The organism is Allobosea sp., from assembly GCF_030694325.1.
Classification (GTDB): Bacteria; Pseudomonadota; Alphaproteobacteria; order Rhizobiales; family Beijerinckiaceae; genus Allobosea.
In genome coordinates this window covers 41968-54314 of record NZ_JAUXYO010000354.1, presented here as the reverse complement: position 1 = coordinate 54314, position 12347 = coordinate 41968, and the positions used below count along the sequence as shown (strand labels likewise).

Genomic DNA, 12347 nt, shown 5'->3' with positions numbered 1-12347 from the left:
CGAGCGGTCCGGCGACCTCGTGCAGGAGCGCGGCGCGCCGGCCGGCCTCCAGCAGCGGCGCCTTGCCGGGATGGACACCGATCGCCAGGACGAGGCGATCGCACAGGCGCAGCGCACCGGCGATGACATCGGCGTGGCCGTAGGTCACCGGATCGAAGGAGCCGGTGTAGAAGGCGGTTCGGGCGGTGGTGCGCGTCATGGCTCAAGGGTTAGTCGCTGCGCCCGCGCCCGACAAGCGGGCCGCGCAACCGACGCAGCCTCTCAGGCGGCCCTGACCTGGACAATGAAGCCCGCGACGCGCGATTTGAGCTGATGGGCGAGATCGGTCAGCTCGGCCGAGGCGCGCGAGACGGCCGCGGCCGCCTCCGATGTCTGTTGCGAGGCAGCCGACACCAGGCTGGTGGCCTCGCCGATGCGGGAGAACTCGTTGGTGGCGAGGCCGACATCCGCGACGATGGCATGGGTGACGCCGTGCTGGTGGCGCATCGTTTCGGCGGCGCGCCGCACCACGTCGCTGAGCCCGCCGATCATGTCCTGGATGGCGCCGATCGATTCGACCGTTGCCGTCGTAGCCTGGTTCATGCTGTCGATCTGCCGGGAGATGTCGTCGATCGCGCGCGTGGTCTGGCCAGACAGGCCCTTCACCTCCGAGGCGACGACCGCAAAGCCGCGCCCGGCCTCGCCGGCGCGGGCCGCCTCGATGGTCGCGTTGAGCGCGAGCAAATTGGTCTGGGACGCGATGTCGGAGATCAGCCCGATGACGTCGGAGACACGCGCCGCACCGGCGGCGAGCTGCTCGACGACGCTGCCCATCGCTTCGGCATGGTCTCTCGCCGTGCGCGCGGAACGGTCGGAGGACTGGATATCGTCGTCGAGCCGGTCGACCGCCTGACGCAGATCCTGCGCCGCACCCTCGATCGAGCGGATGCTGGCCACCGCACGCGAGGCGGCTCCGTGCATGGTGACGGCGTTTTCCTGGGTCCGGTTGGCGCCGCCCGAAAGCTCCTGGGCCGTGACGTTGAGCTGCTCGGCCGCGGCCGACACCGAGGAGGTGACGCCGAGGACCGAACGCTCCAGGTCGCACGCGAGATCGGCCAGCAGGGTCGAGCGCTGCTGGGCTGCCTCGCGCTCCCGCTCCTCGCGCTCCATCAGCCGCCGGCTCTCGTCACGCAGCATGTTCTCACGAATCGTGGCGACGGCGGCCGCGATGGCGCCGATCTCGTCGCGCCGCTTCTCGCCGGGGATGCGCAGATCGGTGCGGCCGGCGGCGATGCCGGCCAGCGCCTCGGCCAGACCCGCGATCGGCCGCGTCACCGAGAGCCCCATCACCAGCGCCAAAAGCAGCAGCGGCCCGATGACGACGAGCGCCCCCTGGACGAGGGCCCGGTCCAGCTGGCTCATCACGGCGAACGCCCTGCCTTCGGGTTTGGTCAGCCACAGCAACCAGGACCCGCCGGCGATGTTGACCTCGTGCCCGACGGCGACCAGCGCCTCGCCGTCGCGGCTGACCAGCCGCAGGACACCATCGCCCGAACGGCGGCTGCGATCGAGCGTCTCGCTCGGCGCGCGTGCCGCCAGGCGCGCTGCGGGATCGGAGCGCAGGAAGCCGTCGGAGCCGACCACATACGTCTGGATATCGTGGGACTCGCCCGCCACCGCCAGCAGCGCGGCATCGACGAAGGCCGGGCCGACCGAGAGCACGACCGTGCCGACCGGCTGATGCGAGGCGGGATTGTGGAAGCGCTGGGCGACGAAAGCCCGGGGCGCGCCGCCGACCACATCATAGGGGGCGAAGTCCATCGACACCGGCTCGTCGATCCGGGCGGCGGCTGCCGCCGCCACGGCCTTCGCAAGCCCGGTCTCCGCCAGATCCGGCTCGCTCAGCAGCCGACCGAATTCCGCACCCTTGGTGACGCTGTAGACGACGCGGCCATTCGGGGCGACCAAATAGATGTCGGCATAGTCGAACTGCCGAACCGCGGCGAGATAGGTGCCGTGGAACTCGAGATGGCGCTTCAGGTAGCCGTGTTTCTGCCCGAGTCCGGCACGGGTCATGCGCTCCTGCGCATCGAACGCCCCGCCCTGCTGAAAATAGTCGATGATGACGGCGCGCTGCTCGGGGATTTCCATCCAGCCCCGGATCTCGTCGAGCGACGAAACCTGATGCGCGCTGTGCGCCTGGACCGAAAGCTCCGAGATGAAGCGGTTCCAGCGGCGCTCGAGCGCCTTCGCCCGCCCTTCCGCCAGCACGGTCAGCCGCTCACGCACGGCCTCCTCGGCCCAGACCGAGACGGCGCGATAGCCCGACAGCCCGACCGCGACGACCGCGAGGCAGGCCAGCAGGAGCATGGCCGCAGGAAGTCTGATTCTCAGGCTCGACAACGTCCGGGGCTCCGGATTCCGCAGCGGAAACGCGCAGCCAGGACAAGAACAGATTTCGGTTAACGGCGACTGAAAATCAGGCGATCAAGACGACGGCACGATCGCGAGCAACGTCATGGCGCTCGCGATCGTGACCGACAGCAACACCAGCAGGGAGGCGGACACCGAACTCCGGCGCCGGCCGAAACCATTCAGATCAAAGTGCATATCCCCTCCCCTGCGAATCGGTCGACTGCCCCTTCCCCTTGGTGATGACCGCGCCGGGCTCGCGAATGGCGAGATCGTGGCTGAAACGTGACGGCCCGTTTCCTGTCGTTTTCGTGATTGCCTTCGCCTGACCTTCGCGCCACAAGCCGGGCCATGCTCACGATCAACGACATCACCTATCGTCTCGGCGAGCGGCTCCTGCTCGACCATGCCAGCGCCTCGCTGCCGGACGGCTCGCGCGTCGGCCTCGTCGGCCGCAACGGCACCGGCAAGACCACCCTGTTCCGGATGATCACGGGCGATCTCTCGCCCGAGGGCGGCAGCATCAGCCTGCCCAAGGGACGGCGCATCGGCGGCGTCGCGCAGGAGGCGCCGGGCGGGCCGGAATCGCTGATCGAGGTCGTTCTCGCCGCCGATACCGAGCGGGCCGCCCTGCTGGCCGAATCCGAGACCGCGACTGATCCCCACCGCATCGCCGAGATCGGCACGCGTCTGGCCGATATCGACGCCCATTCGGCGCCGGCACGGGCCGCGACCGTGCTCTACGGGCTCGGCTTCGACGAGGCGGCCCAGCAGCGACCGTGCTCGGATTTCTCCGGTGGCTGGCGCATGCGGGTGGCGCTCGCCGCCGTGCTGTTTTCCGAGCCCGACCTGCTGCTGCTCGACGAGCCGACCAACTATCTCGACCTCGAGGGCACGCTCTGGCTCTACGACTATCTCGAGCGCTATCCGCACACCGTGCTGGTCGTCAGCCATGACCGCGAGCTGCTCGACACCTGCGTCGACCACATCCTGCATCTCGACCAGGGCAAGCTGACGATCTATCGCGGCGGCTATACCTCCTTCGCCAAGCAGCGCGCCGAGAAGCAGATGCAACTCGCCAAGGCCAAGGAGAAGCAGGACGCGGAGCGCAAGCACCTGCAGTCCTTCGTCGACCGCTTCAAGGCCAAGGCCACCAAGGCGCGCCAGGCGCAGTCCCGCGTCAAGCGGCTGGAGAAGATGGAGACGATCGCGACGATCGTCGACCGCGACGTCCAGCCCTTCAGCCTGCCCGGTCCGGAGCGGCCGCTGGCGCCGCCGATGATCGTGCTCGACGACGCCAGCGCCGGCTATGGCGAGCGCAAGGTGCTGTCGAAGCTGAACCTGACCCTGCTGCCGGACGACCGCATCGCCCTGCTCGGCTCAAACGGCAACGGCAAGTCGACCTTCTGCAAGCTGATCGGCGGACGGCTCGCGCCGCTGTCGGGCACGATGCGCAAGTCGTCGAAGCTGGAGACGGCCTATTTCGCCCAGCACCAGCTCGACGAGCTGCGCCTGGAGGACACGCCGGTCGGCCATCTGCGCGACCTGATGCCGGATGCGCCGGAGGCGAAGGTCCGCTCCAAGGCGGCGCAGATCGGCTTTCCCGCCTCCAAGGCCGACACGCCGGTGAAGAACCTCTCGGGCGGCGAAAAGGCGCGCCTGATGCTGGGGCTCGCGGCCTTCGCGGGGCCGCATCTGCTGATCCTCGACGAGCCGACCAACCATCTCGACATCGACAGCCGCACCGCGCTGGTCAACGCCATCAACGACTATCCCGGCGCCGTGATCCTCGTCAGCCACGACCGCTTCCTGATCGAATCCTGCGCCGACCGGCTCTGGATCGTCGGCGACGGCACGGTGAAGAATTTCGACGGCGACATGGAGGACTACCGCGCGCTCGTGCTCGGTGGCGCCAAGGCGGCGCGGCGCGAGAAGGCGGCCGAGGCGTCAGGCACCAAGCCGAAGACCGAGGAGCGCAAGGAGGCGGCGACCAAGCGCATGGCGCAGGGGCCGCTGCGCCAGAAGCTGAACCTGGCGGAAGCCAAGATCGCCAAGCTCACCGGGCTGATCGAGAAGGTCGACGGCGTGCTCGGCAATGGCGCAGCCTTCGCCCGCGATCCGGAGAAGGCACTGACGCTGTCACGTCAGCGCGCCGACCTCGCCGCGGCGCTGGAGGCGGCGGAGGAGGAATGGCTGGAGCTGAGCGCGGAGCTGGAGAGCGCGTAGGCGGCGCCTTACCGAAGCTTCGCGATCCCGATGCCGTCGAGCTTGGCGCGGTCCTTGATCGATTCCTCGCTGCGGGTCAGCGCCTTGGCGATCGCCTTCAGCGCCATGCCCTTTCTGGCGAGCGTTTTCAGCTTGTCGAGTTCCTCGCCCGTCCAGGGCTGGCGGTGACGTTCAAAGCGCTCGGCCACGATGGGCTCCTGCTGTGCCGGATGAGGGCGGATGGGATGAGCGGCTCAGGAGGTCTTCCTGATGCCGACCTGCCATCTCACCCCTGCCCCGGCCTGACAATGCGGCTCAGGCGGTTGTCGGTGAACATGTAGATCTCGCGGCCGCCGGGCTCGGAATAGAGCACCTGGACCTCGCGCTGGCCCTTGCCGCTGTCGCCGATCAGGACATCGGTGGGCTTCGTGCCCTTGATCTTCACCAGCTCACATTCGGTGATGCCCTCGGCGATCGCCGGCGGCAATGAGCGGGTCGAGGCGCCGGCGCCGCATTCGCCGTCGGGCGTCAGGGTCGCCTCCTGAGTCGCGGCGCTCGCCGTGACGCTGCTCGTCGTCGTCGTGGTCACCCGCCCGGCGGGGCCCTCGCGGGTTTCCGAGGTGAAGGCGAAGCCGCCCATATCGACGGAACACCCGCCCAGCGCGGCGGCACAGAGCAGCAAGACGGACAATTTCACGCTTTTTTCTCCCAGCGGCCGGTCTCGTCCTGCTGCCAGTAGCTGGCGGCATGGCCGGAGGACCTCGCCTTCTTCCAATCCTCGCGCGCCGCGGTCAGCGCATCGGGATCGTCACCATCGAAAACCAATAGCACCCGCTCATAATCGCCCATTGCGTCGGGAATGCGGACCCCCTCGGCGCAGATGCGGACCTGAGCCGCGTTGGGATTGTGGTCGAGGGTCGTCAGCACCACGGGATTGGCGGCGGCATCGGCTTCCATCGCGGTGACATGGGGAAGGAAGCTGTCGTCGGCATAGGTCCAGAGATGGTCGTCGACCGCGCCCAGCCGCTCTTGGCTGGAGAGCTGGACGACGACCTTCTGTCCCCGCGCCAAGGCGCGCTCCAGCACCGTCGGCAGCACCTGCTCGAGCGGCCGCGACTGGAGGTGGAAGAACAGGATCTCGGCCATCAAGAGCCTTTGCGCGACAGCGGGTTGAGCGGCGACGCTGCCAAATCGATTCAGGCTTCGTAATGCTCCGCCACCAGCCGGTCGAGCAGGCGCACGCCCCAGCCCGGGCCCCAGGAGCGGTTGATCTCGCTGTCCTTGGCGCCCATGCCGGTGCCGGCGATGTCGAGATGCGCCCAGGGCGTGTCGTTAACGTGGCGCTGCAGGAATTGCGCGGCCGTGATCGAGCCGCCATGGCGTCCGGCGGCGTTCTTCATGTCGGCGAATTTAGAATCGATCATCTTGTCGTAGGCCTTGCCGAGCGGCATGCGCCAGACTGTCTCGCCGGTGGCCTTGCCGGCGGCCGAAAGCCGGTCGGCCAGCTCGTCGCTGTTGGTGAAGAGACCGGCATGCTCCTGCGCCAGCGCGACCAGGATCGCGCCCGTGAGCGTCGCCAGATCGATCATGAAGCGCGGCTTGAAGCGCTCCTGCGTGTACCAGAGCACGTCCGCCAGAACGAGGCGGCCTTCGGCGTCGGTGTTGATGATCTCGATGGTCTGGCCCGAGAGCGAGGTGACGATGTCGCCGGGGCGCTGGGCGTTGCCGTCGGGCATGTTCTCGACGAGGCCGATGATGCCGATGGCATTGACCTTGGCCTTGCGCGCCGCGAGCGCGTGCATCAGCCCGACGACGCAGGCCGCGCCGGCCATGTCGCCCTTCATGTCCTCCATGCCGGCGCCGGGCTTCAGCGAGATGCCGCCGGTGTCGAAGGTGACGCCCTTGCCGACGAAGGCGACCGGCTGACCACCGGACTTGGCGCCGTTCCAGCGCATGATCGCGACGCGGCTCTCGCGGCGCGAGCCCTGGCCGACGCCGAGCAGCGCGCGCATGCCGATCTTCTTCAGCTGCTTCTCGTCGAGGATCTCGATCTCGACGCCGAGCTTGGCGAGCTTGGCGGCGCGGTCGGCGAACGCCTCCGGATGGAGCACGTTGGGCGGCTCGTTGACGAGGTTGCGCGCGATCTCGACACCGGCGGCGACCGCATCGGCCGCCTTCAGCGCCTTCTTCGCCACCGCCGGATCGGGTAGGCGCAGCGTCACCGCGATCGGCTCGGCCTCCTCGGGCTTGCGGCTCTTGGTCTTGTACTCGTCGAAGACATAGGAGCGCAGGCGCAGGCCGAGCGCGATGTCGGCGACACGGCCCGCCTCCAGCGCCCCTTCCGGCAGCGCCAGGATCACGTCGGCGCTGCGGCCATGGCCGAGCTTGCCGGCGATCGCGCCGCCGAGCTTGACGAAATCGAGATCGCCGCGCGCGGATTCCGGCCCCACGCCGACGGCGATGAGACGCTCATATCCCGCGCCCTCGGGAGCCAGAAGCGTCAGGCCCGAATAGGCCTTGCCCTTGAAGCGCTCGACGGCGGCCGCCCGGGCCAGCCAATCGCCGGCGCCCCGCCCCAGCCATTCCTCGGCGATCCCGGCCGGAGCCAGCGTGTCCGACAGCAGGATCACCAGGTCCTGCCCCCCGATTCCCTGCAGGGCTTTGATCTCGAGCTTGAGGCGTTGCGACATGGGGGGCTCACGATGTTGCGAGACGAGCGAAACGATGCGGCCGCAAACGATTCCCGTTTGCGCCATGATTGCGCCTATACCATAGGGTGTTCTCCGCGAACCACCAGCGACGGGGCCGCGCCCCATGCCGCCCCATCGGAAAAGCCAAGCGTGCTGCTTCAGCGTCTCGACCGCTACATCCTGAAGATGGCGACGATCGCGGCCATCGTGCTGCTGATCGGGCTGACCAGCGTGATCTGGGTGACACAGGCCCTGCGCGAGGTCGATCTCATCACCGGCAAGGGCCAGACGGTCCTGATCTTCTTCACCGTCACGCTGTTGTCGCTGCCCGCGCTGATCGCCGGCATCGCGCCCGTCGCCCTGTTCATGGCGACGCTCTACACGCTGAACCGGCTCAACAGCGATTCCGAGCTGATCGTGATGAACGCGGCCGGCGTCGCGCCGCAACGGATCACCCGGCCCTTCATCGTGCTGACGATCGCCACCTCGCTGCTGGTCGGCTGGATGACGCTCTCGGTGATGCCGAACGGCTTCCGGATTCTGCGCGACCTGATCACGCTGATCCGTGCGGATTTCGTCGCCAACGTCGTCAAGGAAGGACAGTTCGTGGCGCTCGATTCAGGCGTCACCTTCCACTATCGCGAGCGCTCGGGCGACGCGCTGGTCGGCATCTTCATGCAGGATCGGCGCGACCCCAACCAGCCCTCGATCTACATCGCCGAGCGCGGCCGCACGGTCGATGTCGACGGTAACAGCTTCCTGATGCTCGAGAAGGGCACGATCCAGCGCGAGACGAAGAACACGGATACGAGTTCGATCATTTCCTTCGAGCGCTATGCTCTCAATCTCTCGGCCCTTTCGGGCGACCCGACCGGCGGCCCCGGCGAAGGCGATGGCGACAAGGCGATCTACAAGCCGCGCGAACGAACGACCTGGCAGTTGCTGAACCAGGATCCGAACGAGCCTTATTACAAGATCCAGTCCGGTCGCTTCCGAGCCGAGTTGCACAACCGTCTCTCGGCGCCGCTCTATCCGATGGCCTTCATGCTGATCGCCTTCGCCTGCATCGGCGAGGCGCGTACGACGCGACAGGGCCGGGCCTTCGCGATCCAGTCCGCGATCCTGATCGTCGCGGCGACCCGCATCGGCGCCTATATGGCCTGGACGGCGAGCGTGCGTTCCCCTCTGGCGGCTGCGATGCTGTACATCCTGCCCGTGGCGGCGATCGCCCTGTCGGCCGCTGTCATCCTCTACGGCCAGACGATGCGGCCGCTGCTCGCCCGCGCGACGGCGCCGCTGCTGCTGCCGTTCTCGGCGCTATCGGCCCGTTTCAGGCGCGCCTGATGCTGCTCGCCACCACCTTCGGACGCTATCTCACCAAGCAGTTCACGCGCTCCATCCTGGGCGTGTTCGGGACGTTCTTCTTCCTGATCGGCACGCTCGACTTCGTCGAGCTGATGCGGCGCGCCGGCGACTCGCCCGCCGCGACGACACCGCTCATCGTCCAGCTCGCCCTGTTCCGGGTGCCGAGCGTGGCCGAGCAGATCTTTCCCTTCGCCGTGCTGTTCGGCGGCATGTTCGCCCTGCTGACGCTGAGCCGGAAGCTCGAACTCGTCGTCGCCCGCTCGGTCGGCGTCTCGGCCTGGCAGTTCCTGCAGCCGGCGGCGGTCGTCGCCGGCACGATCGGGCTCGTGTCGATCCTGGTCTACAATCCGGTCGCCGCAGAGCTGAAGCGCAAGGCGACTGCGCTGGAGACACGCCTGTTCGTCCGCGGCGCGCAGACCAGCAACGCCCCCGAGATCTGGCTGCGCCAGCGCAGCGTCGATGGACAGGCGATCATCCGGGCGGCCGGCTCGCTGCCGGACGGCAACGGCCTCGCCCATGTCGCGATCTTCAGCTTCGCGCCCGGCGGCGGCTTCAGCGAGCGCATCGACGCGCGCGAGGCTGTCCTGCGCGGCGGCTACTGGGAGCTGTCGGATGCCCGCGTGATCTCCGCCATGGAAGAGCCACAGAGCTACAAGACCTATCTGTTCGCCACGACGCTGGAGCCCGAGCAGGTGCGGCAGAGCTTCACCCCGCCCGAAGCGGTCGGGTTCTGGTCCATGCCCGCGGTCATCGAGCGGACCCAGCGCGCCGGGCTCGACACGACGCGCTATGAACTGCGCTATCAGTCACTGATGGCGCGGCCGCTGTTGCTGGTCGCCATGGTGCTGGTGGCCGCATCCGTTTCCTTAAGATTTTTCAGGTTTGGTGGGGTGACCAAACTGGTGATAGCTGGTGTCGCTGCCGGCTTCATGCTGTATGTTGCGACGCAGCTGTCGGAGGAATTGGGCTCGTCCGGAATCGTCAATCCCGTGGTCGCAGCCTGGCTGCCCGCCGCGATCGGGGCGATGCTGGGCGCGCTCGCGCTCCTTCACCAGGAAGACGGGTAGATCGTACTGTGCCTATGGTTAATTTAGGATTGAGCGTATGGTTCCGGGCGTGAAACGCATGGCTCGATTTGCCGCGGCGACCGCCCTCGCCACGAGCCTCGCCTTCGTCCTGGCCTCGGCCGGGAGCGCCTTTGCGCAGACCCCGCCCGCCGCGAAGCCGCAGGACCGGATGGTCGTCGATGCGCGCGAACTGGTCTACGACAACGACAAGAAGACCGTCTCCGCCGTCGGCGACGTGCAGATTCTCTATCAGGGCCGGACGATCGAGGCCGACAAGGTCACCTATGACCAGGCCGGCAAGCGCGTCATCGCGACCGGCAACGCGCGCATCACCGAAGCCAACGGCACGGTCATCACCGGCGACCGCTTCAACCTGACCGACGATTTCCGCGACGGCTTCATCGATTCGCTGCGGGTCGTGAACCCGGATCGCACGCGCTTCACCGCGCCGCGCGCGGAGCGCACCGACGGCGAGACCTTCATCTTCGAGAAGGGCATCTACACCGCCTGCGAGCCCTGCAAGGACAATCCCGAGCGGCCGCCGCTCTGGCAGGTCCGCTCGGCGCGCATCATCCACAAGAAGGCCGAGCAGACGATCTATTACGAGGAGGCGCGGCTCGAATTCGCCGGCGTCCCGCTCGCCTATATTCCCTACATGTCGGGGCCGGATTCGACGGTGAAGCGGAAATCCGGCTTCCTGTCGCCGAAGTTCCTGAACACCGGGCCGCTGGGCTATGGCATCGGCCTGCCCTATTTCCTCAATCTCGCCCCCAATTACGATCTCACCCTCACCCCGACCTATCTCAGCCGGCAGGGCCTGCTCGGCCAGGTCGAGTGGCGGCACCGCCTGATGAACGGCTCCTACACGATCCGCGCCTCGGGGATTTTCCAGCAGGAGAAGGAAGCCTTCCTCGCTGCGCCGCTGGGCGCGGGCGACGACACCTTCCGCGGATCGGTCCAGACCAACGGCAAGTTCTTCATCAACCCGCGCTGGACCTTCGGCTGGAACGCGTCGATGTCGACGGACCGGTGGTTCTACAAGAACTACCGCATCCTGAACGAGAGCGTGAGTTCGACCACCTATCTGCAGGAAGCGATCTCGACGGCCTATCTCAACGGCCAGACGGCGAGCGGCTGGTTCGACATGCGCGGCTATTATTTCCAGCCGCTGACCTCGACCGACTGGCAGAAGCAGCAGCCCGTCGTGCTGCCGGTGATCGACTACAACAAGCGGGTGCACAAGCCGAGCTTCCTCGGCGGCGAGATCACCTTCAACGCCAATGTCACGCATCTGACGCGCGATGCCGCCGCGTTCTCGCAATTGCCTCGCCAGACGAATTATCTGTTCAGCGGCACGACTAGCACAGGCGTCGGCTATTCGCTTTATGACGGCTGCGCCGTCTACCAGAAGAACACCTGCCTCGTGCGCGGTCTGGCCGGCAACATAGCCCGGGCGACCGCGGAGGTGGCCTGGCGGCGCAACATCATCGATCCGCTGGGCCAGGTCTGGACGCCTTACGCCTCCGTGCGAGCCGACATCTTCTCGGTCAATCCCGACACGACCGGCTACCCGAATTCCAATGTCCGCACGATCGTCGATACCTCCGACGAGGTCTTCGGCCGGGCGATGCCGGCAATCGGCCTGATGTACCGCTACCCGTTCGTCGCCAAGACGAACTGGGGCACGCACATCATCGAGCCGGTGGCGCAGATCGTGGCGCGCCCGAACGAGACCAACAGCCTGCGCGTCGCCAACGAGGACTCGCAGAGCCTGGTCTTCGACGCCAACAACCTGTTCGAGTGGAGCGGCAAGTTCTCCGGCTATGACCGCGTCGAAGGCGGGACACGCGCCAATGTCGGCGCGCTCTATACCGGCCGCTTCGGCAAGGAGGCCTTCGCCAACCTGCTGCTCGGCCAGTCCTACCATCTGGGCGGGCGCAACTCCTTCGCCACCGGCGACCTCGTCAATACGGGCCTCGATTCGGGCCTGCAGACCGACACCTCCGACATCGTCGCGCGCGCCCAGCTCTCGCCCATGGCCGGCCTGTTCTTCACCGGCGCGGCGCGGTTGAACTCGACCACCTTCGAGGCGCAGCGCATCGACGCGGCGGCGACCTATGCGACGAGCGTGATCACGGCCTCCGTCGGCTATGGCCGCTACGAGCCGCAGCCCGAACTCGGCGTCTTCCGGCGTCGCGAGGGCCTCTCGCTCAACGGTTCGCTGCTGGTCACGCCGAACTGGCGCCTGCGGGCGGGGGTGCTGTTCGATCTCGACAAGTACAAATACGACCGCGAGGTCCGTCTGGCGCAATACACATCCTGGATGGCGTCGCCGACGACGATCGCGCAGCCGCGCTATGTCGATTCCCGCCTGATGCAGACCGCGTCGACCTCCTTCGGCATCAACTACACCGACGAGTGCACGGTGTTCGACGTCAGCTATTCGCAGAGCTATGCGGACCGCCAGTCGGGCGCGACCAAGGACACCCGGACGGTGATGTTCCGCCTCGAACTGCGCACGCTGGGCGAAATCAGCTACTCGCAGAACCTCGACGGCTCCTCCGTCGGCGACGGCGTGACCTCCTCCAGCCGCTGATCTCGCGATCGACAGCGGCGCAGCGGCGACAGG

Annotated in this window: 11 protein-coding genes; 4 read left to right on the top strand and 7 right to left on the bottom strand. The window is 67.4% G+C overall.

From position 1 onward, the window contains the following. The 3 genes from Q8M82_RS23275 to Q8M82_RS23265 form a co-directional block, all read right to left on the bottom strand. Positions 1-199: adenylyltransferase/cytidyltransferase family protein (locus tag Q8M82_RS23275; protein ID WP_305693667.1), on the bottom strand; the 199-nt coding region annotated here is incomplete at its 3' end. Between the two features lie 62 nt (positions 200-261). Continuing rightward, a complete protein-coding gene (locus Q8M82_RS23270) occupies positions 262-2349 on the bottom strand; it encodes a methyl-accepting chemotaxis protein (RefSeq protein WP_305693666.1) in 2088 nt (695 codons plus the stop codon). A 117-nt stretch (positions 2350-2466) separates the two neighbouring features. Next, positions 2467-2589, bottom strand: coding sequence for a hypothetical protein (locus Q8M82_RS23265; RefSeq protein ID WP_305693665.1), 123 nt, complete (start codon positions 2587-2589; stop codon positions 2467-2469). A gap of 153 nt (positions 2590-2742) precedes the next feature. Here Q8M82_RS23265 and Q8M82_RS23260 point away from each other — a divergent pair, with 153 nt between their 5' ends. Continuing rightward, complete coding sequence (locus tag Q8M82_RS23260) at positions 2743-4617, top strand: ABC-F family ATP-binding cassette domain-containing protein (protein WP_305693664.1); 1875 nt, start codon at positions 2743-2745, stop codon at positions 4615-4617. An 8-nt stretch (positions 4618-4625) separates the two neighbouring features. Here Q8M82_RS23260 and Q8M82_RS23255 read toward each other — a convergent pair whose 3' ends face one another. From Q8M82_RS23255 to Q8M82_RS23240, 4 genes are all read right to left on the bottom strand, one after another. Continuing rightward, positions 4626-4805 (bottom strand): hypothetical protein, encoded by a 180-nt coding sequence (locus tag Q8M82_RS23255; protein WP_069055022.1) that lies wholly within the window; start codon positions 4803-4805, stop codon positions 4626-4628. 77 nt (positions 4806-4882) lie between these two features. Further along, a complete protein-coding gene (locus Q8M82_RS23250; RefSeq protein WP_305693663.1) occupies positions 4883-5293 on the bottom strand; it encodes a hypothetical protein in 411 nt (136 codons plus the stop codon). Further along, entirely contained in the window at positions 5290-5742 is a 453-nt protein-coding gene (locus Q8M82_RS23245; protein WP_305693662.1) for a DNA polymerase III subunit chi, read from the bottom strand. The genes Q8M82_RS23250 and Q8M82_RS23245 overlap by 4 nt, the downstream gene beginning before the upstream one ends. A 50-nt stretch (positions 5743-5792) precedes the next feature. Continuing rightward, positions 5793-7286, bottom strand: coding sequence for a leucyl aminopeptidase (locus Q8M82_RS23240; RefSeq protein ID WP_305693661.1), 1494 nt, complete (start codon positions 7284-7286; stop codon positions 5793-5795). A 150-nt stretch (positions 7287-7436) separates the two neighbouring features. Here Q8M82_RS23240 and lptF point away from each other — a divergent pair, with 150 nt between their 5' ends. The 3 genes from lptF to Q8M82_RS23225 are packed head-to-tail and all read left to right on the top strand — an operon-like array spanning position 7437 to position 12314. Next, positions 7437-8630: an LPS export ABC transporter permease LptF gene (gene lptF, locus Q8M82_RS23235; RefSeq protein ID WP_305693660.1), complete on the top strand. Its 1194-nt coding sequence runs from the start codon at positions 7437-7439 to the stop codon at positions 8628-8630. Beyond that, entirely contained in the window at positions 8630-9718 is a 1089-nt protein-coding gene (gene lptG, locus Q8M82_RS23230) for an LPS export ABC transporter permease LptG (RefSeq protein WP_305693659.1), read from the top strand. The genes lptF and lptG overlap by 1 nt, the downstream gene beginning before the upstream one ends. A gap of 58 nt (positions 9719-9776) precedes the next feature. After that, positions 9777-12314, top strand: coding sequence for an LPS-assembly protein LptD (locus Q8M82_RS23225; protein ID WP_305693658.1), 2538 nt, complete (start codon positions 9777-9779; stop codon positions 12312-12314). Positions 12315-12347 lie beyond the last annotated feature (33 nt).